At 42.4% G+C, this 22,408-nt stretch carries 23 protein-coding genes; 5 read left to right on the plus strand and 18 right to left on the minus strand.

Annotation, left to right across the window (positions count from 1 at the left end):
• Window positions 1–52: 52 nt before the first annotated feature.
• Window positions 53–2,734, minus strand: a complete 2,682-nt coding sequence (locus tag C200_RS07235; protein WP_016209429.1) for an Rne/Rng family ribonuclease — start codon at window positions 2,732–2,734, stop codon at window positions 53–55.
• A 482-nt stretch (window positions 2,735–3,216) separates the two neighbouring features.
• Between C200_RS07235 and rluC the strand changes: the two genes are divergently transcribed.
• The 3 genes from rluC (at window position 3,217) to C200_RS07250 (ending at window position 5,535) form a co-directional block, all read left to right on the plus strand.
• Window positions 3,217–4,173 (plus strand): 23S rRNA pseudouridine(955/2504/2580) synthase RluC, encoded by a 957-nt coding sequence (gene rluC / locus C200_RS07240; protein WP_016209445.1) that lies wholly within the window; start codon window positions 3,217–3,219, stop codon window positions 4,171–4,173.
• 100 nt (window positions 4,174–4,273) lie between these two features.
• A complete protein-coding gene (locus tag C200_RS07245; RefSeq protein ID WP_016209435.1) occupies window positions 4,274–4,645 on the plus strand; it encodes a response regulator in 372 nt (123 codons plus the stop codon).
• A 26-nt stretch (window positions 4,646–4,671) separates the two neighbouring features.
• A complete protein-coding gene (locus tag C200_RS07250) occupies window positions 4,672–5,535 on the plus strand; it encodes a chemotaxis protein CheX (RefSeq protein WP_016209404.1) in 864 nt (287 codons plus the stop codon).
• Here C200_RS07250 and C200_RS07255 read toward each other — a convergent pair.
• The 5 genes from C200_RS07255 to C200_RS07275 form a co-directional block, all read right to left on the minus strand.
• Complete coding sequence (locus C200_RS07255; protein ID WP_016209416.1) at window positions 5,525–6,310, minus strand: DNA-binding protein; 786 nt, start codon at window positions 6,308–6,310, stop codon at window positions 5,525–5,527. The genes C200_RS07250 and C200_RS07255 overlap by 11 nt on opposite strands.
• Before the next feature lie 288 nt (window positions 6,311–6,598).
• A complete protein-coding gene (locus C200_RS07260; RefSeq protein ID WP_016209413.1) occupies window positions 6,599–7,084 on the minus strand; it encodes a DUF2802 domain-containing protein in 486 nt (161 codons plus the stop codon).
• A 74-nt stretch (window positions 7,085–7,158) separates the two neighbouring features.
• A complete protein-coding gene (locus tag C200_RS07265) occupies window positions 7,159–7,680 on the minus strand; it encodes a chemotaxis protein CheW (protein WP_016209443.1) in 522 nt (173 codons plus the stop codon).
• Between the two features lie 45 nt (window positions 7,681–7,725).
• The gene (locus tag C200_RS07270) at window positions 7,726–8,619 is read right to left on the minus strand and encodes a chemotaxis protein CheW (RefSeq protein WP_016209405.1); all 894 of its coding nucleotides are present in this window, start codon (window positions 8,617–8,619) and stop codon (window positions 7,726–7,728) included.
• Entirely contained in the window at window positions 8,616–9,437 is an 822-nt protein-coding gene (locus C200_RS07275; RefSeq protein ID WP_016209406.1) for a ParA family protein, read from the minus strand. The genes C200_RS07270 and C200_RS07275 overlap by 4 nt, the downstream gene beginning before the upstream one ends.
• Window positions 9,438–9,631: 194 nt before the next feature.
• On the opposite strand from C200_RS07275, the gene C200_RS16625 reads away from it, so the two are divergent.
• Entirely contained in the window at window positions 9,632–9,922 is a 291-nt protein-coding gene (locus C200_RS16625) for a DinB/UmuC family translesion DNA polymerase (RefSeq protein ID WP_328289377.1), read from the plus strand.
• A 153-nt stretch (window positions 9,923–10,075) separates the two neighbouring features.
• Here C200_RS16625 and der read toward each other — a convergent pair whose 3' ends face one another.
• The 12 genes from der to trmJ all read right to left on the minus strand — a co-directional run bounded on the left by der (window position 10,076) and on the right by trmJ (window position 21,188).
• Complete coding sequence (gene der / locus C200_RS07280; RefSeq protein ID WP_016209427.1) at window positions 10,076–11,479, minus strand: ribosome biogenesis GTPase Der; 1,404 nt, start codon at window positions 11,477–11,479, stop codon at window positions 10,076–10,078.
• Between the two features lie 93 nt (window positions 11,480–11,572).
• The gene (gene bamB / locus C200_RS07285; RefSeq protein WP_016209446.1) at window positions 11,573–12,796 is read right to left on the minus strand and encodes an outer membrane protein assembly factor BamB; all 1,224 of its coding nucleotides are present in this window, start codon (window positions 12,794–12,796) and stop codon (window positions 11,573–11,575) included.
• 13 nt (window positions 12,797–12,809) lie between these two features.
• Complete coding sequence (locus C200_RS07290; protein WP_016209402.1) at window positions 12,810–13,538, minus strand: YfgM family protein; 729 nt, start codon at window positions 13,536–13,538, stop codon at window positions 12,810–12,812.
• Window positions 13,539–13,552: 14 nt separating this feature from the next.
• Complete coding sequence (gene hisS, locus C200_RS07295; RefSeq protein ID WP_016209424.1) at window positions 13,553–14,830, minus strand: histidine--tRNA ligase; 1,278 nt, start codon at window positions 14,828–14,830, stop codon at window positions 13,553–13,555.
• Window positions 14,831–14,929: 99 nt separating this feature from the next.
• Entirely contained in the window at window positions 14,930–15,304 is a 375-nt protein-coding gene (locus C200_RS07300) for a rhodanese-like domain-containing protein (protein ID WP_016209433.1), read from the minus strand.
• Between the two features lie 84 nt (window positions 15,305–15,388).
• Window positions 15,389–16,276, minus strand: coding sequence for a helix-turn-helix domain-containing protein (locus C200_RS07305; RefSeq protein ID WP_016209412.1), 888 nt, complete (start codon window positions 16,274–16,276; stop codon window positions 15,389–15,391).
• Between the two features lie 57 nt (window positions 16,277–16,333).
• Window positions 16,334–17,062: a type IV pilus biogenesis/stability protein PilW gene (gene pilW / locus C200_RS07310; RefSeq protein WP_016209436.1), complete on the minus strand. Its 729-nt coding sequence runs from the start codon at window positions 17,060–17,062 to the stop codon at window positions 16,334–16,336.
• Window positions 17,059–18,189, minus strand: a complete 1,131-nt coding sequence (gene rlmN / locus C200_RS07315; protein WP_129556555.1) for a 23S rRNA (adenine(2503)-C(2))-methyltransferase RlmN — start codon at window positions 18,187–18,189, stop codon at window positions 17,059–17,061. The genes pilW and rlmN overlap by 4 nt, the downstream gene beginning before the upstream one ends.
• Before the next feature lie 130 nt (window positions 18,190–18,319).
• Window positions 18,320–18,748 (minus strand): nucleoside-diphosphate kinase, encoded by a 429-nt coding sequence (gene ndk / locus C200_RS07320; RefSeq protein WP_016209444.1) that lies wholly within the window; start codon window positions 18,746–18,748, stop codon window positions 18,320–18,322.
• A gap of 94 nt (window positions 18,749–18,842) precedes the next feature.
• Window positions 18,843–19,202, minus strand: a complete 360-nt coding sequence (locus tag C200_RS07325; RefSeq protein ID WP_032126508.1) for a hypothetical protein — start codon at window positions 19,200–19,202, stop codon at window positions 18,843–18,845.
• On the minus strand, window positions 19,192–20,403 hold the full coding sequence (locus tag C200_RS07330) for an aminotransferase class V-fold PLP-dependent enzyme (RefSeq protein WP_016209447.1): 1,212 nt from the start codon (window positions 20,401–20,403) through the stop codon (window positions 19,192–19,194). The genes C200_RS07325 and C200_RS07330 overlap by 11 nt, the downstream gene beginning before the upstream one ends.
• Complete coding sequence (gene trmJ, locus C200_RS07335) at window positions 20,400–21,188, minus strand: tRNA (cytosine(32)/uridine(32)-2'-O)-methyltransferase TrmJ (protein ID WP_016209421.1); 789 nt, start codon at window positions 21,186–21,188, stop codon at window positions 20,400–20,402. Before trmJ ends, C200_RS07330 begins: the two co-directional genes overlap by 4 nt.
• Window positions 21,189–21,350: 162 nt before the next feature.
• Here trmJ and C200_RS07340 point away from each other — a divergent pair, with 162 nt between their 5' ends.
• Entirely contained in the window at window positions 21,351–22,145 is a 795-nt protein-coding gene (locus tag C200_RS07340; protein WP_016209411.1) for an inositol monophosphatase family protein, read from the plus strand.
• The last annotated feature ends 263 nt before the right edge of the window (window positions 22,146–22,408 follow it).

The raw sequence follows: 22,408 nt of genomic DNA on the forward strand, positions 1-22,408 counted from the left end.
ACGCATAACGCCCTGATTAACCAGGGCGTCTTACTAAAAACAACAAATATAATTATTGAATATTCGTCTTTACCTGATTTTCAGCAGCTGCTATAGCCACAGCGACCTTCGTCTCAACCTGGCGAATATGCTCAATAGAGTGACTGATTGCTGCTTGACTACCTTTGAGCCGTTCATGCCATTGCAATGGTGAGCGGCCCTGGTGCAGCTTTTCTACCACCTTAACAATCACGCTTTCAGTGCTACTTTCATCATTAGCAATCGTCTCAATTTGCTTAATCTCAGCAATTGATGATGCAGCAGCAGACAGCGCAGAACGCCAAGGCTCAAGGCGATGTGCGACAATATTCCCATGATGATACGAAGAGGGCACAGCACGATCTATCACACCTGAACTTATCACTGTCGTCTCAACCTGTGACTCCAGCGTCGTGAAATTAGGACGTTTAGCACGGACAACTTTTTCCATCACCGCTGCTTGCTCAACAACGACTGTCTCTGTTTTCTGACCAGAGGTAGTCGCCCCACCCGTCGTCGTCACCTTCGCCTCAGCAGATGAAGATACTACGGATGAGACCTGCTCTACAGCTACTTTTACAGACACAGGCTCCACAGCCGCTTTCACCTCAACCATAGCTTCAGTACGCTGTGTTGTCACCGCTTTTTTACTCGCATCTTTATCCACATCACTAGCAGATTTTACTGACTTACGCTGCTGCGAAACTGATGATGACTTACCGCCTGTCGACTTTCTCCGTGCATCTGTCGTCTTATTTGAATTTGAGCGGTTACTACTACGCTCATGTGACTCTCCTGAAGAAGCTAAGTTGCCTTTTACCACTGTACCACCTTCATTGCGACGGTGGCGACCACCGCCACTTTGGCCTTTGCTCGGTGCTGCAGCAAGCTGTCCACCACCTTGACTGCGACGCCCCGAACCACCGCCGGTGCTTCCTTGACGCTTATTGCGATCTCGCCCTTCTGAACTAGAAGAAGAAGATGATGATGATGCAGAATGCACCTTCACCGGCCGAATGGGTTCTACTGTTGCAGCCGTGTCTTCACTGGCCTGAGCACTATGACTATGGCTTGCTCCTGAGAGATATTGCCACAGCTTATTTAATAGGCCACGCTTAGGTGACGCGCCATAACTTAAATCTTTTACTACAGGTTCTTCGTACTTAACCGCAGCTTTCGTTAAATCCTCAACAGATTGCACTTGGCTCACCAAACTATAACTTGCCGCATCTTCACGTGCATGATCAGAAACACTCATCACCTGATAGTGTGGAGTTTGCAAGTTAATATTTGGAATTAGCAATAGGCTCACACGATGGCGTCTTTCGATCTGTGCCAAAATACCACGCTTTTCATTCAATAAGAAAGTCGCAACTTCCACGGGCAACTGCGCCTGAATTTGACCCTGCTGACCCTTCATCGCTTCTTCTTCAAGCAATCTCATCACCGCAAGTGCAAGCGATTCAATGCCGCGAATATAACCATGGCCACTACAGCGCGGACAAACATGCTGACTTGACTCACCTAAAGCTGGACGCAAGCGTTGTCTTGACATCTCCAATAAACCAAAGCGTGAAATACGCCCGGTCTGCACACGCGCTCTGTCCATTTTCAAAGCATCACGCAAGCAATTTTCTACATCACGTTGATGACGAGGCTGCACCATGTCAATAAAGTCAATGACGACCAAACCACCTAAGTCACGCAAGCGCAACTGGCGAGCAACTTCCTCTGCAGCTTCAATATTGGTATTAAAAGCAGTCTCTTCGATATCGCCGCCTTTGGTCGCTCGCGCCGAGTTAATATCAATAGAGATCATCGCCTCAGTATGATCAATGACAATCGCGCCTCCCGAAGGTAAACGCACTTCACGCTCAAACGCACTTTCTATCTGGCCCTCGATATTGAATCGACTAAATAATGGCACTGGATCTTGATAGTGCTTTAAGCAATTTAGATAATCAGGGCGTAATTGCTTTAAATGGTGCGCAATGCGATCGTACACATCACGATCATCAACAACAATTTCATTCACTCCTGGACGCAAATAATCACGAATCGCCCGCAGAACGACATCGCTTTCACGATAAATAAGCGAGGGGGCTGCAATGCGTGCAAACCCTGCGCGAATTGCCTGCCATTGCTTTTGCAAAATGCTTAAGTCCCATTGAATTTCTTCAAGGTTTTTGCCTATGCCTGCCGTACGAATGATTAAGCCCATATCATTTGGTAAGTTAAGCTGTTCTAAAATCTGCTTAAGCTCCTCACGCTCTTCGCCATCGATACGACGTGAAATGCCACCAGCACGCGGATTATTTGGCATCAATACTAAATAACAGCCGGCCAAAGTAATATAAGTGCTTAACGCCGCACCCTTCGTACCACGCTCTTCTTTATCAATTTGCACAAGAACTTCTTGGCCTTCGCGCACTGCATCACGAATATGAACACGGCCACGCTTATCAGTATTGGCTGTCGCGTCATAGTATTCAGGAGCAATCTCTTTTAAGGGCAAAAAACCATGGCGGTCTGCACCATACTCTACAAATGCAGCTTCTAGACTTGGCTCGATACGGGTCACTCGTCCTTTGTATACGCTCGCTTTTTTTTGCTCGTATCCTGCTGTTTCGATATCTAAGTCATACAGATGCTGCCCATCGACCATTGCCACCCGCAACTCTTCTGGCTGCGAAGCATTAATGAGCATTCTTTTCATAATCTAATTTTATATCCTCTAAATAAAACTCTTTTTTAACTCTGAACTACAATCTACAATTATCAGCTGTCAAATAGCCACTAGCAAAGTTCATTCCTCTTAATTATTAATTAAGACTGATAGGGCCTTTGCAGCTTCACTCTACCTAATTCGCACTCCAGATAAATAAGCATGACATTATAAACGTTGCTTATTTGTGCTTCATCTCTTGCCATCAACCCTGTTCACTACTAACGACCAATCTTAAGTGCTATCTATAAAGTAAACACTTTAATTAAGTGCCATGTTGCTGAAGTGTATTCGCTTAACAAAAAATTCCTCAGCTATATTAAACACATATTGTGAAATACCCAAAAACTTTTAAGGCTCACGATAAGCAGTGATCCGTGAACAGGCCCAAATACATAACGCCTTGAGCACCAAGCTGGTATACTAGCATAAATTATGAGCAAATTATATGATTAACTTTGAGCACAAAAAGCATGAATACCGCTGTTTTTATTAAAATAGAGACCGATCAAGTCGGCCGCCGTATCGACAACTTTCTTCTTCTTCAACTTAAAGGCGTCCCCAAAACCCATGTTTACCGTATTTTGAGAAAAGGCGAAGTGCGTGTTAACAAAAAACGCATCAAAGCTCACTACCGTTTGGAAGAAGGAGACATCATTCGCATCCCCCCTATCCGCATCGCCGAGCGCTCGCCTACACGACCACTGAACATAAACTCAATTAACCATTTAGAAAGCGCTATTCTTTTTGAGGATGATGATCTACTAATCATTAATAAGCCAAGTAAAATGCCTGTTCATGGTGGCAGCGGTCTAAGCTATGGTATTATTGAGGCCTTAAGGCAATTACGCCCTAACGCTCATTTTCTAGAGCTCGTACACCGTCTTGACCGCGAAACTTCAGGCTGTCTAATAATTGCTAAAAAACGCCGCAGCCTTAAAGCGCTACATGAGCAATTTCAAAATAATCAAGTGTCAAAACACTACCATGCCTTAGTCAGTGGACACTGGCCTAAACGTTGCCAACAGATTGCTTTGCCTTTAAAAAAGTATACACGTCACTCCGGCGAGCGCATCGTCCGTGTCCACCAAGAAGAAGGCAAAGCCTCTCAGACTTATTTCAAATGCCTAGAATACTTTAAGCAAGCCAGCCTTATCGAAGCACGTCCAAGAACTGGCCGCACCCACCAAATTCGCGTACACACACAATCTCAAGGCCACGCAATTTTAGGTGATGACAAATATACCAGACATGAAGAAAATAACTGGGCAAAACAACAGTTAAACCTTAACAGACTATTCTTACATGCAATCTCTTTACAGTTCACCCACCCCACCAGCCAAAAAAACTTTATGGTTACAGCCCCTTACCCCAAAGAACTAAATAACTGCCTAAAACGCCTAAAACACTTAGAGCAGTTACAATCATAAATAACAAGATAATAAAATTCAGAGCCCATCGACTTTGTAGCATTCAACTATAATGAAATAAGAACTTGGAACTTCGCCAGACCTCGCAGGGGGAAGAGAAGTGGACAAAGCGTACACTGTACTTACAGTCGACGACTCAAAAACCATTCATGGGATCGCCAAAAATCTACTGAGTGGTTCGGAGTTCGACATTATCGATGTCGCCCATAATGGCAATGATGGTGTTGAAAAATATAAAAAATTAAAACCTAATTTTGTCCTGATGGATATCGTCATGCCAGAGCTAGACGGCATGTCTGCACTGAAAAAGATCATAGACTTTGACCCTCATGCCCAAGTTGTCATGGCCACGTCCATGGGACAAGAAGACACTGTTGAACAAGCAATTACCATCGGTGCGAAAGGCTATTTACTCAAGCCTTACGATAAAGAAAGCGTCCTCGTTGTTCTTAGAACTTTGACGAAATTATAAAAGTTATAGCATCAGGGGAAGATATCATGGCGGCAAACTTCTTTGGACAATGGTTATTGGAAAGGGGGCTGATCACACCAGAAGCTCTCATTGATGCAGTCGAATATCAGAAAAAGCATAATATTTCTCTTGGTGAAGTCGCCATAGAAAAAAGCTGGCTTACAGAGAACCAAGTCGCTTCAATTAATGCAGAACAACAGCGTTCTGACCGTAAGTTTGGAGAAATTGCAACTGATTTAAAGCTCATTAATGATGAGCAAGTTCAAGAGCTCCTCAACACACAAAAAGCACGCCGTATTTTTTTTGGTGAAGCCTTGCTCGCCCTTGGGCACATTCAACAGGACGTTTTAGATAAAGAAATTCAAGCACACAAAAAAGCACAAGAAGAGCATGAAGAACTATTAAAAGCTAACCTAGATAACATTCCTGAAGCCATTACCGTCAAAGCCATGCTCGATCATACTCTTAAAATGTTTTTACGCATTGCGCGCGAAATGGTTAAAATCACTGAAGTGAGCACCGAGGCTAACGCAATTTCTACAGACCAAAATCACTATACATTTGCTCAAGAAATCACCGGAGAGAAAAACTTTTATTATGCGCTTACCATGCCCGAGGCACTGGTAATCAATGTCGCAGGTAAACTACTAATGGATGATAACCATAACGAAATCACTCCACTTAGTCTCGATGCTGCATCTGAGTATGTCAATATAATTATCGGCCATGGCTGTGGCAAACTTGGCACTTTAGACTGTATGGTGCATGCAAATCCACCATTTGCATACAAAAAGTCAGAAGAAAAGAATCCTGATTGCAAACATCAAGTCACCGTCGAACTTGCGTCAGCACACGGTGATCTAATGGTTGAATTTTTATTTAAGAAGTAGTCGTCACCTGACGTCGAGGCCCTCGATTTGTCATCACAGGCTTACTTTGCGATGAGTTGCGGCCTATTTCTTTTTGTACTCGCATCAATTCCTCACGATAAAACTTTAGTTCACGCTCAGATTCTTGCTTTGCTTCACGTGCATGCGCCTTAAGTTGATTAATCGTCTGATCAGAGGCCATACGTAAATCTAAAATCCGCTGCCCTATCTGCTCTTTAATCACATTAACGTACTCTTTTGCTTCTCTGGCCAACATTTCAAAAGCTTGACGTCGAATACGCTCCTTATTTACTGCAGAATTCAAGCGACGAAACTGAATTTTAAGTGCCTCATGCTCCCGTTTTAATACTTCTAACTCAGAGCCGCCCTCTACAGACCTAAATTGCTCATGCGTAATCGCAGGTAATTCATACTCTTCATCAGCAAAACATAGCTGCAACTCTTCATCAACAGCAATAGAAGCTGCAGTCGCAGACGTCTCAGCACTCTCAACATCAATGTCACTATCTACTTTTAACTTTTCTAAAGGTGCATTAGATGCATCTGCCGCCTCTTCTTCTATCTGAGGCACATCCACATTATCATCTAACTCAACAACGCCTCCAGCTTCTTGCACTTGGCGCTTCCAATCCTTCAAATAACGACTAATCGTTGTGCTACTTCCTCGCCCCCCCAAAGCTTCACGAACGCGATTAATTGTTGGCTTTTCACCCGCCGCTAAAACACGATTAGCAGCTTCTGTTATTTCATCATATGTTAAACCCGGACGAGGCATAAAATACCTAACTCCCTTAAACAAAAAAAGAAGAATATTGCACTATTTTAAAATATCGTATCAAAGATCTATAATTTAGTGTAATAAAGAAACGTGCGCTTCTACTCTCAATAGCATTATCTTACGCATAAAAATACCGTTCCATTATACTAAGAAGGCTCCATATGTCAAAGCAAAACTCACAAAGAAAAGCAAATTCGCCTTCGTTCTAGATAAAAAGAAACAAGTGCATAAATAAATGAATAATCATATATAAATTAATAGGGTATAAAATCAACCAAAAAATAATTAATCTTGCTGATGGCTTTTATATCGCTTAATTGCAGGGTGATTTAAGTGCTGCTGAGATTGAGCTTTTTGAACTGTTTTTTTAGGCTGTGCCATTTTTTTTGATGCCATTGGTGAATTTAATGACTGGGTCGACATAAGCTCAAGTAATTCTGCCTCTGTATCTGTTAAGTCAAACCCTTCAGCAAGCTCTTTTTTCCCCATCCCCAGAGCCGCAAGCTTAGCTGCTTGTCGATACAAATTTTCTTCTTTTTCTGGAAAAGCATCATGACCGAGCTCTTTATACAAGTCTCTCCCTAAGTAACGCTCCAACAAGGCTAAACGTTGACCTATGCCAATACTACTACTCATAAACACATGGCAATGCCCTTGTAGCTCACACAACTGCTGTCGATAATGTTTTATACTGCGCCATAAATAGCATAAAACACCCAGCAACAGCAGTAATACAGCCAAAAAACTTCCTTGAATCATCAAGCCCATCATTCGTTCGTACACTACTCAATAAAGACACATCTTCGCATTAGCTACCAAACTCAGCTTGTACTACATCACCAAGCTTAAGCATTTGCCCCTGTGCTACCACTATTCATCTCTTCCCACTCTTCATCACTTAGCAACTTGTTCAAATCCACTAAGATCAGTAATTCATCTTCGCGATTTGATACCCCTTGAATAAACCTTGCACTTTCTTCATTACCAACACTCGGTGCTGTTTCAATCTCAGAGGCACGTAGGTACACCACCTCAGCAACGCTGTCAACAAGAATACCAATCACTTGCTTTTCTGCTTCAATAATCACAATACGGGTGTTATCCGTTGTTTCTTGTGACTCCAAACCAAAACGCTTGCGTGTATCAATCACTGTCACCACATTACCACGTAGATTAATAATGCCAATTACATAGCCAGGTGCTCCCGGTACAGGTGCAATTTCTGTATAACGCAAAACCTCTTGAACCTGCATTACATTAATACCGTAAGTCTCTTCCGCTAATCGAAAAGTAACCCACTGTAATACTGGATCTTTATCTTCTTTTGCCCCATCAAATGGGTCTTTTTCTGAAGCGCTATCACTCATATCTCGCTCTCTTTTCTAACCGCTCCCTATCCCTTAGATTGTAGTCTACTTTATCGATAAACCTCGGGACTCGGCATTTAAAAATTTTACTAACTGCTCTGGATCAATTAACCCACACATTTTATCAACCACCACACCCGCCAACCATGGCCGTTTAGGATCTTTATTATGCCAATTTACATCATCACTTTTTAAAAACTCAGAAAACCCCAAACCATTACACACAACCCCCCATGAACTTCCCTCAAGCGCTAATACAAACTCATGCTGCAAATCTGTGTCTGTCTGATTTACCCTGCCCAAAGGCTGAGCGTCTTCAGGCAACAACCAATGCATCACATCAAGAACATGAATGTTTTTCTCCATAACTTTCATCATGCCAATGAACCAATCCGCTTGACCAAAAATAGCCTTAACTCGATGTTCTTGTAGAGCATAAATCTGATTTAAACCAGATAATGGCATAATCAACTGCAAACCTTGCACCATAAACGATACACACTGAAACTCCTGCCTTGCCCATGTAGGGACCACTGAATCAAACTCAATAGAAGCCGCATCAAGTTCACTTTCGGTCGTAATAACCGCTACTTCAATCTCTTCAAGAACTTCGGATAAAGTACCAGGCAAAACATCAAGATCAGCCTCAATAACAGTTGAGGCAACCACATCATCAACGTCAATTTCTTTAATCGAGGCATCAAGCTCTTGCACCTTAGGTAAAGGCATTACAATTGCAGGCTCAACTACAGCAAGATCAGCAACCTTATTATCATCCTGAAAAACAAAAGACTGATTATCAGTCACAACTTCAAAAGATTTAGCCTTCTCCAGCTCCAATTCTTCTTTTTGCGCTGAGTTAACACCCAGTAATGCATCAAAATAATCACTAAGAGCTTGGCCTTCTTCTAGAATTCCTGCAGAATCATCATCTATCATACAAATACTCCAGGATCACTCATTAAAGGCTGGGCCATCTCAGATCCAGCTCCACTCTCTAATAAATAATCTAAAAACTGCTGGTAAACATACAGGCCACGACTTTGTGGATAAAGCTGAGAGATCGGAACCCCCAGTTGACTTGCCTCACGCAATTTTGTATCAACAGGCACAGGAAGCCGCCACAACCACTTTTTATACTGCTCTTCAAGAATTTTTAAGCTCCCCAAGGCTGCTGAGGTTCTTCGATCAAACATTGTTGGTAATATAACAGTAGAAAAATTAAAGCTTTTTGTTTTTTTCACCATTGCCAATGTATCAATCATGCGCTCTAATCCCTTAAGAGCAAGAAACTCAGTTTGAGCCGGAATAATCACTTTCTCACACGCTGCCAACGCATTAACCATTAATACGCCCAAAATAGGCGGGCAATCAATAATGACATAATCATAACGCACTCGAAGTTTTTTTAAGGCCTTTGTTATTAATAAGCCCATTCCCTCTTGAGTACCTAACTGACGGTCAAGCGTTGCTAAGGTAATCGACGCAGGAATAAGCCATAAATCGGCAAAATTTGTCCTTTTGATAATTTGATCGCCAAGCACTGCGGACATCCGCCCTTTCTGCAAAAAAAGCTCATAAGCGCCTTTTTCCACTTTATCCGGACTGTATCCCAAATAACTTGTTAATGAACCATGTGGGTCTAAATCCAGCAATAATACCCGTTTGCCTTGGCTAGCTAAAATACCCCCCAAAGTCACCGCGGTTGTCGTTTTACCTACCCCTCCTTTTTGATTTGCAACCGTCCAAATTTTCATAGATCCCTCATCGAGTGCATGCTCAATATGCTCACTAACATTAAGCTAAATGCTAAATACTAATAAGTCTTAGGCAACTTGCATGCCAAAAACTTAAGATATAGAACTAAAACCTAAGCTTAAAATTTAAATCTAAATTTAGAACAGCACTATTTTCATCTCACCTATAAATTGCATCAAAATTACTATCTAGTTTGTTTTTTTATAAATTTAACGCATTAATTAAAGTATCAAGTGTATTAAAAAAATACACAATACGTTGCAGCATTGGCATCAATTTTGCAACAAGGTTCTTAAGCAAAAGGAGGTGCACCATGAAGCAACATAGCCCAACAATGGATGAACTCTATCGCCATTGCTGTACTTTACTAAAGCAAATTGAAAAAAAACAGCAACAAGAAGATTACACGGAGGTCAGGCTACTCGGACTTGCTCTTGATGCCATAGCTGAAGAAATGGATGAAAAAAGTAGCGAGTATCATTAAATTTTTGTAGGCACACTCACCGGCGGGCTCTCCCGCCATTTTTTCGTCAACACCAAAAAAGTGTCAATCCTTTGACTCACTTAGACTTAAGACAACATTATAGTGTTACACAATCACTCAATATAACAGCCTTATATAACAGCTTTAAAAAAATCATTTACCATATTTCTTTTTAACAATTTTCATATAACGACGCTTACGATTAACTTGACGTTCAGTTAATTCGTTTTTTTTGCCAGCAAAAGGGTTTTCTCCAGTTTTAAACTCCAAACGAATCGGAGTCCCCATTAATTTAATTTCTTTTCTAAACTGGTGAACTAAATAACGGCGATACGCCTCCGGCAAACTTGTGGTTTGGTTACCATGAATCACAATTACAGGTGGATTATGACCACCACAATGAGCAAAACGCAGCTTAATACGACGCCCTTTGACTAAAGGTGGCGCATGCATCTGGGTCGATTTTTGCAAAATCTGTGTGAGTTGATTCGCTGATAAAATCCGTGTTGCCGAATCATATGCCTCATCAACAGAAGCAAATAAATCACCCACAGCCGTCCCATGTAATGCTGAAATAAAATGAATACGCACATAATCAGTAAAAGTCAGCTTACGCGAAAGCTCAGTTTTAATATACTCTCGTACCTGTGATTCTAAACCATCCCACTTATTAACTGCAATAACAATGGACTTTCCCGCATCCACAGCAAACCCCAATAAGCTTAAATCCTGATCCACAATACCGGCTTGTGCATCAAACATCATCACCACCACATGAGCGGCTTCTATGGCCTGTAATGTTTTAATAATTGAAAATTTTTCAACAACATCTTTTACATTTTTACGACGCCGCACGCCCGCAGTATCAATGAGTGTATACTCTTTGCCATTTTTTTGCATTGGAATAAAAATACTATCCCGCGTTGTACCCGGCTCATCAAAAGCCACAACACGCTCTTCACCTAGCAATCGATTAGTCAATGTCGACTTGCCTACATTGGGCCGGCCTACCAATGCTACTTTCACCCCTAATGCTTTTTCTTCTTCTATTTCTTTAAAAAAATCAAGATCAAAACTTTCTAATGTTGATTCAATTAAACTTAAAACACCACGACCATGAGAGGCAGCAATTGTATAAACATCAGGATAACCTAAGGCATAAAACTCAGCACTGGCCGCCATCGCATCAATGCCATCAGTTTTATTAACAACCAAATATACTTTTTTATGAATCTCACGCAAGTTTTGTGCAATCTCCTCATCAACACTCGTCATGCCAGCACGACCGTCAACTAGCAGCAAGACCACATCCGCTTCCAGTGCCGCCTGCCAAGACTGCGCAAGCATTTTTTGATCAATCTGGCCGTCATGTTCACCAACCCCACCAGTGTCGATAACAATAAAAGGCTTTTCTCCTAAACAACCTTCGCCATATTGACGATCACGCGTCACCCCCGGCTGGTCATGAACTAAAGCATCGCGACTTTTAGTCAGACGATTAAATAATGTTGATTTCCCCACATTTGGGCGACCGACAAGGGCCACAACAGGCAGCATAATAAAACCTCTTCCAAAAAACAAAAACGACTGACAAGAATCAGTCGTCTCCTCTATATTTCACACACTTTATAGCTAGCTATACTTATACAGCTACAGCTCTTCAACTTTTGAGCCTCGCACAGCGACTAAGCGCCCAGAAGCATCCATCACATACACTATACTTCCATCAACAACAGGTTGACCGACAATTGCCCGAGCCCCCACGCTCATTCGACCAACTAATTGACCTGTTTTCAGTGAGAACCAGTGCACAAACCCCTTATAATCACCAACAACAACATAATGACCGACAATGGCAGGTGCTGTTGGCCCACGCCCTAATAGGTTAGAATCAACCCAAACGGCTTTACCTGTTTGACGATCTAAGGCCCAAAGCGCCCCATTGTTCGCTGTTACAATCACTTTATTTTGACTGACCGCTAAGCCACTAAAAGAGCCAACTTTATGCTTCCACAGCATTCTACCCGACTGCAAACTCACTGCTATAGTACGGTTTTTAACACTAGACACATAAACGGTACCGTCTTTAACAACCGGAGTCACATCCACATCAACGATTTGAGCAACTTCAGAAGCACCACTCGGTACAGCCACCTGATATTGCCAGAGCAAATCTCCGGTTTGACGATCCAGTGCAACCACTTGACCATTATCACTACCAATAACTACTTGTTGGCCGGCAATGACAGGAACACTTGAACGCTCCATCGTCATCGATGGATTAAGCAGCAGGTCATAACGCCACAACTGGCGACCATCCACAGCACGTAAAGCAATCACTGCACCGGGTTTAGTATGAATAACAACCACTCCTTTTGCAGCTGCAGGTGCTGCAATCACCAATGAGCCTAGTGGTTTTTGCCATTGAATTTGCCCGGTTTTTTTATTTAAAGCAAAGACCGTCCCTTCTGCAGTCACCACATAGACATATTCAGGACCTGCAACTGGCGATGCGGTAAGCAATTGTTTTAAATTCACGTGCCAGTTTGTTTGACCCGCTAAATTAAAAGACTTAACCAGACCGTTATAATCCACAGCATATAAACTTTGACCTGCTTGCGTGACATTAAGGTGCCAATTCTCTGCAGCCTGGTATTGCCAATAACCTTCATCACCAAAACTTAAAACAGCCTTTGCGGCAGTACCACTCCCTTCACCCACCTGAGCTTGCCAATGTTCTAATACCGCAACCTTGGGTTTAAATATTTTTAACGGTGCAGGCGCTATTGTATTGTCTTTATAGCTGCTACAGCCTGCCAAAACAACAGCAAGCAATCCAAACCCAGTAACTACTACTTTTTTCCAGTGCTTCACCGATATCTCCCAATTATTTTTTCGCATGTGCTGCAGACTCAATCCGAGTGCCGGCCTTAATTTCAGTTTGCATAGGCAAATTATTAACTTTCATTTGGACAACCGATTGTAAGGCTGAAGCATCATTGGCTAATAGTTTTTCTGCCTTTTGAAAGTCACTTTTAGCTTGTTGACTATTGCCAGTCGCTTGATAAGCCTCTGCAAGGACATAGTGATACATTCCTTGATAAGCATTTGCACCAGCCAAATATTTAGCACCTTCACCTTCTTTTTGGTCTTTTGCTAATAGTGGTGTTAACAAATCAATAGCAGATTGGTATTGTTGCTGGGCAATCAAAACACGCGCTAAGCGTATCGTGATCAACCCTGAGAGAGCCGTTGTTCTATTTTCTTTTAAAGCCCACTCCAGTGCCGCTTGCGCTTTTGGTAGTTCCTTTTGCGCTATATAGGCCTTAGACATAAATAACGACGCCAAAATCGCATAAGGTGTTTTTGCATACTGATCACGCAAAGCAGTCGCCGCAGCTAAAGCCTCAGTCGGCTTATTCTCAGCAATCTGTTTTAATAACCGCTCATATTGTGCAGAGGCCTCAGCCTTATAATTATTTTCCCGATATACTGAATATTGCCAACCACCAGCAACGGCTAAAGCAATAATCACAATAACAGCAACAACACCAACAATTTGCTTGGTTATTTTTTGGGTGCGATCAGACTGCTGAGTATCTAGTTGTGCATCCACTATTTACACCTCTTTTATTTTAATAGCGTTTCTATTGTTGTCATAAGCTCACCTTGTGCACAGGACACTTGCTCACGCGGCTCACGTAAAAATTTAATCGTAACACACTCTTTTGCTAGCTCATCTTCACCAATAATTAAAGCTAACTGCGCCATCGACTTATCCGCTTTTTTAAACTGGCTTTTCAAGCTCCCTTGATCACCATGACTTAAAATACGCAAATCTGGCAACTGGCTACGTAGCCTTTCTGCTAATATTACCACTTGCGCCATCTCTCTTTTCCCTGTTGCAATACAATAAATATGTGGCGATGCCAACACTTCCGGCTTTTTCCCTAACGTCTCAATAAGTAGTAACAAGCGCTCTATGCCTAAACCAAACCCCACTGCAGGCGTTGCTTTACCGCCAAACTGTTCAACCAAACCATCATAACGCCCACCCGCACAGATCGTCGCTTGCGCTCCCAGATGATCGGTCATCCACTCAAAGACAGTGCGTGAATAGTAATCTAAACCACGCACCAAACATGGATTGACTTGATAAGATAACCCTGCAACGGTCAATAATTCTTTTAAGCGCTCAAAGTGTGCAAGAGATTCTTCACCAAGATAATCTAATAAGCGCGGCGCTGCCGCAATCATCTCCTGCATGAGCGGATTTTTACTATCTAAAATCCTCAATGGGTTTTTCGCTAAACGCTGCTGGCTATCTTCATCAAGAACGGCTTGGTTTTCTTTTAAATAGTTCACTAATGCCACTCGATGAGCCAAGCGCTCTGCAGGCGTACCCAGAGAATTAATATGCAAGGTCAGCTGATCAAAAACCCCAACACGCTTAAATAAATGCGCACTTAACAAAATCACCTCAGCATCGAGTTCTGCCTGACAATAACCAAACACTTCAACACCAAACTGATGAAACTGGCGATAACGCCCCTTTTGCGGGCGCTCATAACGAAACATCGGTCCTAAATACCATAGTTTTTGCTGCTGATTATACAGTAGGCCATGCTGCAGTGCTGCCCGTACACAACTGGCTGTTCCCTCAGGCCTTAAGGTAATACTTTCACCACCTTTATCCTCAAACATGTACATTTCTTTTTCAACAACATCCGTCGCCTCGCCAATACTGCGCACAAAAAGTTCAGTTTTTTCAACGATAGGGAAACGAATCTCTTGATACCCATAAGCATTCACCGTATCGCGCACAGCCACTTCTAGCCACTGCCAATACGCTGATTCTGTCGGTAGGATATCATTCATCCCACGAATTGCCTGGATACCTTTAGCCATTTTTCACCTCAAACACTTTTACTGCCCGCTATCATAACAAATAAAGCAAGTTAAAACCTAATACTATCAATTCACACTACTTCAATTTCTCAAACTCGATCAGCCTGTAGATTCAGTCTCATAATGCGCCTGTTGCCATGCTTTAAAGCCACCGATCATTGACTCTACATGCAGATAGCCCATGCGTTGTAAATTCTCAGCTGCCAATGCAGAGCGATAGCCACCGCCACAATATAAAACAATATGGGTGTTCACATCAGGAATCAGCCTTTCGATATCACGCTCAATAATCCCTTTACTCAATACACGTGCCCCTTTAATTTTGCCAACACTCACTTCATCTGACTCGCGCACATCAATCAGCTGAAAATCAACGTGCTCATTGATATAATCACACACGTTCTCAATAGAAATCTCAGACACAGAACTACGCGCCTGCTCAACCAACGTTAAAAATGCAGAAGAATGTTTCATCGCGCTATCTCCTCTCAATTAATTAATCTACTTATTCATTTATTTTTAATAAAATTTAATATAAAAAATACAGCTGTAATATAATTATGACTGCTCTTGCTCTTGAGCTTGGGGCGGCACTTTTAATATTTTATATTGTGCAGCCATGGCCTCATTACTGTGAAGACGTTGCTCTAATTGCGCTTCTTCAGCCGCTTGCTGTTCAGCCAGGCTAGGCTTTGCAAAGGGTGCTAATTGGTTTGCCGCTTGATTAATTTTTTTCGAACTTACTGCCGCCGCCGGGCTTAATTGGCTAATTTGGTTTTTATACCAAAGAAAAGCCACGGTGATAACAATAATCAAAATCAACAGATTCATCCCCCAACTCAATGCACTACGACCTTTTCTCGCCGAATCTGTTTTACGCACTTCACTCTGCATAGCCAACCCCTCAAACGACTGCTCTTGACAATGTGCAGATATTTTTTCATGCGGTGACAATAAACGCTCTGTATGCTGGCTTTTGTGTGCAGATAACTTAGGCCGTTCTGATTGCTTAAGGTTTTTTTTATTGGCAATACTAAGTGCTGACTCGGATGGTGTCCTCGTAGGGGATTTAACATCACTTTTCTCATTAATAGTATTATTACGCTGATGATTAACTGCACTTTTAACGCCTACACTTAAATCTGTCACTGGCTTTTTATCAACAGGGGCAGCGGCTAGATCAACAACACCTCCCTGACGATAAATAGCAGCCACTGCTTTAGCATCTAAATCAAGCAAACTCGCATAATTCGTCAGATACTCAATAATAAAGTGTTCTGGTAAGTTAAATTGCTTAAAGTCGTTATGCTCAAATAACATCAATATTTGCGGCTGGATATGAAGCTGCCGTGCCGCCTGCTCACGTGTTAAGTTTTTATTGCAACGAGCCCGCTGTAACAGCTCACCTAAATTAAGCTCTGTCTTTCTCTTCACTTCATCAGACATAATTCAACCACCTTGAACGACCTAGCCATCTTTAATAATAAAACTAAAGATATAGTATTAACGTTTATCTGGCTGATCAGACCCAGACTTCACCTGCAGCTGCTGCAATAAACGTTGCGCATTGCTATCATCAGGCTGCGCTAATAAATAGCGTTTTAATAATACCAAGGTCTGTTGGTCCTGTCCTTGTTGATTTGAAATTTTAATCAATGCCCAGCGCACCCTATCATTATGCGGAGCCAACTGTAACGCCTGCATCAAATAATGCTGTGCAGACTTTAATTCATCGATTTTTAACGCACACAGACCTGCATTTTCATAACTGCCAGCACGATCTAAATACTCTACGTGCTCGGCCGCTGCCAATAAATAACGCAACGACTTATCCACCTGCCCCTGTCGGCATAAAAATGCACCATAATTATTTAATACTTTAGGATCATCAGGCGCAATATTCAGTGCAGTTAAATACTCTTGCTGCGCCTTCTCAAATTCACCAACAGTTTCTAAATAATACGCAAAAGCATAGTGCACTTCAGCATGATGAGGATCCAGCTTAATCGCCTTACTCAGCTTATACTGCGCTCGCCTAAAATCCCCTGCTTTTAAATAAGCAAGTCCCAATTGCACATTATAGTGCGCTGCTTGCGATTTATCTGGCTTTACAGTGCTTACTCCATACAATGATTCTGACTGATGCAACACCGTCGTCTGCTGAGTGCAGCTCATTAAGCTTAATAAATTAGTAAAAATAAAAATTAAAGCAAGACAACGGCGCGCCGTCACACCGCCTCCTGCTGTTTAACCTGTAAGCGTTCACGACGACGTGTTTTATCAGTAAAATCACCCGCCAGTTGCCCACACGCTGCATCAATGTCATCACCACGTGTTTTTCTGACCGTGACAATAAATTCTTTTTCTAGCAGGTAGTTTTGAAAACGTACAATCCGATTACGGCTAGAGCGCTGATAACACGTCCCTGGAAACGGGTTAAATGGAATCAAATTAATCTTACAAGGCAGTGTTTTTAACACCTCAGCAAGCTCTTTAGCATGCTCTAAACTATCATTAACTTCCTGTAACATCACATATTCTATTGTCACTTTGGCATGAGGGCGTCCATGAATATAATTCTCACACGCCTTTAATAGCTCAGCAATAGGATATTTTTTATTAATCGGTACAATTTGATTACGCAATTCATCATTCGGCGCATGTAAAGACACGGCTAATGCCGCATCACTATGCTTTTTCATTTCATACAACGCAGGAACAACTCCTGAGGTACTTAAAGTGACACGACGTTTTGATAAACCATAGGCATAATCATCCATCATTAAGCTCATCGCGCTCATCACCGCATCAAAATTTAATAAGGGCTCACCCATCCCCATCATCACCACATTCGTTAATACACGCTGATCTGGTGACTTTTGTACATCAATATCTTTTTCTAACGCATGTTTGGCCACCCAGACCTGACCAATAATTTCATTCACACTCAAATTACGGTTAAAACCCTGAGTTGCCGTCGAACAAAACGTACAATTTAACGCACAGCCCACCTGAGACGACACACACAAGGTCCCCCGCTTACCTTCTGGAATAAAAACAGTCTCAATACAGTTACCCTCTGGCAATTGAATTAACCATTTACGCGTGCCATCGACTGAGACTTTATCAAACACCACCTTAGGCGCGACTATTTCAGCACTCTCATGCAAACGCCCACGCAGGGCCTTACTTAAATCAGTCATTTCATCAAAATTAACCACACCACGCTGATGAATCCACTGCAATACTTGACGAGCGCGAAATGGCTTCTCACCGATGCTCTGAAAGAACTGTTGTAGACCAACTCGATCTAAATTTAATAAATTCACTTTTTGCATTGTTACAGCAGTCGCTTGCATGATCTCACTCTAAAAATCTATCTATTACGTTACAAATGAAAAATAAGGCCAAATAAAATAAATAAAGCCCAGAAGCATTATACATCCCTCTGGGCTGAGTTTATTAAAACTCAAAAACTATATTACTCACTTATCGAGTACGCGCACAGACTTTTCCATCAAAGAAAAAGTTAATCTCTTGTGCTGCAGTCTCAATTGCATCAGAACCATGCACCGCATTCTCATCGATACTCTCGGCAAAATCAGCGCGAATGGTGCCCGCTACTGCCTCAGCTGGATTCGTCGCGCCCATAATATCACGATGAACCAGAACTGCATTTTCACCTTCAAGCACTTGCACCATGACAGGGCCTGAAGTCATAAACTCAACCAAAGCACCAAAAAATGGCCGCGCTTTATGAACAGCATAAAACTCACCCGCTTCTTCTTCAGTTAAATGCGTCATCTTCACCGCAACCACTTTCAAGCCTGCTTTTTCAAAACGTGCGTAAATCTCACCAATCACATTTTTGGCAACGGCATCAGGCTTAATGATTGAAAGTGTACGTTCTATTGCCATGCTTAGGCTCCTTACTTTATTTAAATTAAAACGATATTACGGCGCTATTGTCGCAAATAACACCTTATTAGTGAAGGTATTCATAAAGATAATTCTATAAAGCTAATTGTCGATACAGCTGTTTTAACGCATTTTCAACCAACACCGCCTTAGAAATATCTTTATTATCAAGAGAAAAATATGCTACAAGCTGCTTAGAATCTAGCGTATTTAACAACTCCAAAGCCCCCTCATGCAATTGCTCACTCACATAAGCACAGCTAGCAATCAGCACAGGACTCCCTTGTGCCAAAAAACGTATTGCTGTCACATGATTACTATCATGTTGAAGACTCAACACGAAACAATCTGCTTCAGGCCGCCCTAAATAAACTTTTACAGTATGACTGCTCTCAGCAAGCTCACCAACAAACTGATCTTGCTGTAAATAATATAAAATGGCCTTATTCAACATAACGCCCCCAAGGCAACAAAGCCGGGTCAGCCCCTGCCTGTTGCACCTGCCAGGTCGGCGATAGTTTACGTAAATGAGTTAACGCACGGCCCACTTGCTCAATCACCTGGTCAACTTCAGCAAGTGTACTATAGCGCCCAAGCGAAAAGCGTAGCGTACTATGAGCTCGCTCAGCCGGCATGCCGATCGCCGCTAACACATGAGAGATCTCAACAGTGGTCGAATTACACGCAGAACCTTGACTTACTGCCAGTTCAGGCAGGCAAGCCAATAAAGACTCGCCATCCACGCCAGCAAAACTTACACTGAGTATACCAGGAGCCTGTGTCAATGCACCTTGACCATTCCAATACACCTGATCATATTGGCTTAAGCCTTGCCATAACCGGTCACGCAGTGCCATTACTCTTTGCGGCTCTTCATTCAGCTTTTCTTCTGCCAACTCGCAGGCCCGACCAAAACCAACAATCTGATGAGTGGCCAGCGTTCCTGAGCGTAAACCCAATTCATGACCACCACCGTGTTGCTGTGCATGCAGACGTACTTTAGGGCGGCGACGCACAAATAAGGTGCCCACACCTTTTGGACCGTAGCATTTATGAGCTGAAAATGACATTAAATCAACAGGCAACTCTGCCAAGTCTATCGGCAATTTTCCGAGCGCCTGCACAGCATCAACATGAAAGATTGCCCCGTGTGCTTTTACGATGGTGCCCAATGCCACTAAGTCATGAGCGACACCGAGCTCATTATTGACATGCATTAATGACACAAGAATAGTCTGTTCATGCATAGCCGTCTGTAAAATCTCAGGATCAATTAAACCCTGCTTATTCGGTGTTAAATAAGTCACCTCAAAACCTTGCTTTTCTAATACGGCAAACACATCTAAAACAGATTTATGCTCAGCTTTCGAGGTAATAATATGGCGACCGCGTTTTTGATAAGCCTCGCATACACCTTTAATCGCCAAATTATTCGCTTCTGTAGCACCTGAGGTAAAAATAATTGCTTTACTATCAGCACCGACCAAACGGGCAATTTGTCCACGGGCATGCTTGATCTTCTCAGCCGCCAGCCACCCTAAACGATGCAATGAGGATGGATTAGCAAAGTCACCCTCTAATCCTAAGCATTCTTGCATCGCTTGAATAACCTCAGGGTCTACCGGTGTCGTTGCCGCATAATCAAGATAAATCATTTACTTTTACCCTTTTCATCAAGCCGTCGCTCCATTTTCGATAAAATGCCACGTAAAATATGCATTTCTGCTTCTTCCACTCGACTACGCTGATACAAACGTCGCAGCTTAAGCATTAACATGCCTTCCTGTGCTTCATCAAGAAAGTGAATCTTTCGCAGTAACTTCTCTAAATGCAGGTAAAAACCCTCCATTTGTGCGCTGCTCGCCAGCAGTTTTTCTGGCTGCTCAATAGTTTTTAACCCTATATTATTATCATTATTCAAAGCGTTATTATTTACATTCTGATTATGATCTAATGCCGCTAAGCGCAACTCATAGGCAATCACCTGTACCGCTTGAGCTAAATTCAATGAACTATATTCTTCATTTGTCGGTATATGCACATGATAATGACAACATTGTAATTCCTGGTTGGTTAAACCCGTACGCTCACGACCAAAAACAACCGCAATTTCATGCTGGCTATGTTCTGACATCACGCGCTGCGCCATTTGTCGCGGCGCCTCTAAAGGCCAAGGCACTTTACGCTCGCGTGCACTGGTACCAAACACCAACTGACAATCGGCAATCGCCTCTGCCAAACTCGCGCTAATCACTGCGTGATCCAAAACATCTTCTGCATGAGAAGACAGCGCATAGGCCTGATCAGAAGGAAAGTCATTCGGAGCCACTAAATACAAACGACCTAACCCCATGTTTTTCATCGCCCGGGCAACCGCACCAATATTACCAGAGTGAGAAGTTTCAACTAAAACAATACGAATCTTTGGTAAAATACTCATGAACTCAAACCAAACCTAAATCTAACTCTAAATCTATTTTTCTAAATCAATACTAACTTATCTTGCAACCCTGTTAGGCCGACTATACTATACCGGTTTTAGCGAAAAGCTGTTAGACTATTGGCTTTTAATTCGATCTTTAACATAACTGGGTAAGTTTTTATGCAACCGATTATTAATATCGCCACGCGTGCTGCACGCCGTGCGGGTGCTTTAATGCTACAACGTATTGACCGTTTAGACACTTTGAAAGTCGCCGAAAAAGGCATCGGCAACTACGTATCTGATGTCGACAAAAGTGCAGAAAGTACTATTATCGAAACCATTCAAAAAGCTTACCCAGAGCATACTATTCTTAGCGAAGAAAGCGGTCAAACGCCACAAGAATCTGATTATTTATGGATCATCGACCCTTTAGATGGTACCAACAACTTTATCCATGGCAATCCAAATTTCTGTATTTCTATTGCTATTCAATACCGTGGCCGCACTGAGCATGCTGTCATCTATGATGCCATCCGCGATGAGCTGTTTTCAGCAACACGTGGTCAAGGTGCAAAGCTCAATGATCACCGCATTCGTGTCAGTCAACGCAACAAGCTTGAAGGTGCCACTATCAGCACCTCTCTCACCCACGCCACGGATCAGTATGCTGCAGCCTTTTTTGCCTCTCAACATAGTCTTTATGAACAACATGTCGCACTACGCCGCTCAGGGTCTATAGCGCTAGATCTAGCCTACGTTGCCGCAGGGCGCCTCGATGCCAGCTATACCCTCGGTGCACAACGCTGGGATATCGAAGCTGGCTTATTACTGGTTCGCGAAGCCGGTGGCCTGGCTAGTGATTTAAATGGCGGCGAGTCTAATATCAGTGAAGGCGAACTTTTGGCAGGCAATCCAAAATCATTAAAGCACTTATTACAAACGCTGCGCCCTCATTACACTAAGAAATCATAAAATATCAGGCGCTTAATTTAGCGCCTAAATTACCAGCCAGCTCTGAAGCTTCACCCTCACAAATCAACACCGTTAAATTTTCTAAAAATTTACTTTAATCTAAAAATAAATTACGCCCTCCGTCATCTGAAGTGCAACACTCAGTAGAGAGTTCATATTCATACAGATAAACTCTCTAGTTCGCCTTTTGACTTAGAGGGTAGAGATGGTTTATCGGCACTTAAATGAAAAAGATCGTTTTTATATCGAACAACGGTTATCAG

Source organism: Piscirickettsia salmonis LF-89 = ATCC VR-1361 (assembly GCF_000297215.2).
Lineage (GTDB): Bacteria > Pseudomonadota > Gammaproteobacteria > Piscirickettsiales > Piscirickettsiaceae > Piscirickettsia > Piscirickettsia salmonis.

What these genes read in the sequence shown, in the direction of transcription:
- C200_RS07235 (WP_016209429.1), bottom strand. Translation starts at nt 2,734, where the DNA reads ATGAAAAGAATGCTCATTAATGCTTCGCAGCCAGAAGAGTTGCGGGTG.
- rluC (WP_016209445.1), top strand. Translation starts at nt 3,217, where the DNA reads ATGAATACCGCTGTTTTTATTAAAATAGAGACCGATCAAGTCGGCCGC.
- C200_RS07250 (WP_016209404.1), top strand. Translation starts at nt 4,672, where the DNA reads ATGGCGGCAAACTTCTTTGGACAATGGTTATTGGAAAGGGGGCTGATC.
- C200_RS07255 (WP_016209416.1), bottom strand. Translation starts at nt 6,310, where the DNA reads ATGCCTCGTCCGGGTTTAACATATGATGAAATAACAGAAGCTGCTAAT.
- C200_RS07260 (WP_016209413.1), bottom strand. Translation starts at nt 7,084, where the DNA reads ATGATGGGCTTGATGATTCAAGGAAGTTTTTTGGCTGTATTACTGCTG.
- C200_RS07265 (WP_016209443.1), bottom strand. Translation starts at nt 7,680, where the DNA reads ATGAGTGATAGCGCTTCAGAAAAAGACCCATTTGATGGGGCAAAAGAA.
- C200_RS07270 (WP_016209405.1), bottom strand. Translation starts at nt 8,619, where the DNA reads ATGATAGATGATGATTCTGCAGGAATTCTAGAAGAAGGCCAAGCTCTT.
- C200_RS07275 (WP_016209406.1), bottom strand. Translation starts at nt 9,437, where the DNA reads ATGAAAATTTGGACGGTTGCAAATCAAAAAGGAGGGGTAGGTAAAACG.
- der (WP_016209427.1), bottom strand. Translation starts at nt 11,479, where the DNA reads ATGCTGCCTGTTGTGGCCCTTGTCGGTCGCCCAAATGTGGGGAAATCA.
- hisS (WP_016209424.1), bottom strand. Translation starts at nt 14,830, where the DNA reads ATGGCTAAAGGTATCCAGGCAATTCGTGGGATGAATGATATCCTACCG.
- C200_RS07300 (WP_016209433.1), bottom strand. Translation starts at nt 15,304, where the DNA reads ATGAAACATTCTTCTGCATTTTTAACGTTGGTTGAGCAGGCGCGTAGT.
- C200_RS07305 (WP_016209412.1), bottom strand. Translation starts at nt 16,276, where the DNA reads ATGTCTGATGAAGTGAAGAGAAAGACAGAGCTTAATTTAGGTGAGCTG.
- rlmN (WP_129556555.1), bottom strand. Translation starts at nt 18,189, where the DNA reads ATGCAAGCGACTGCTGTAACAATGCAAAAAGTGAATTTATTAAATTTA.
- ndk (WP_016209444.1), bottom strand. Translation starts at nt 18,748, where the DNA reads ATGGCAATAGAACGTACACTTTCAATCATTAAGCCTGATGCCGTTGCC.
- C200_RS07325 (WP_032126508.1), bottom strand. Translation starts at nt 19,202, where the DNA reads ATGTTGAATAAGGCCATTTTATATTATTTACAGCAAGATCAGTTTGTT.
- C200_RS07330 (WP_016209447.1), bottom strand. Translation starts at nt 20,403, where the DNA reads ATGATTTATCTTGATTATGCGGCAACGACACCGGTAGACCCTGAGGTT.
- trmJ (WP_016209421.1), bottom strand. Translation starts at nt 21,188, where the DNA reads ATGAGTATTTTACCAAAGATTCGTATTGTTTTAGTTGAAACTTCTCAC.
- C200_RS07340 (WP_016209411.1), top strand. Translation starts at nt 21,351, where the DNA reads ATGCAACCGATTATTAATATCGCCACGCGTGCTGCACGCCGTGCGGGT.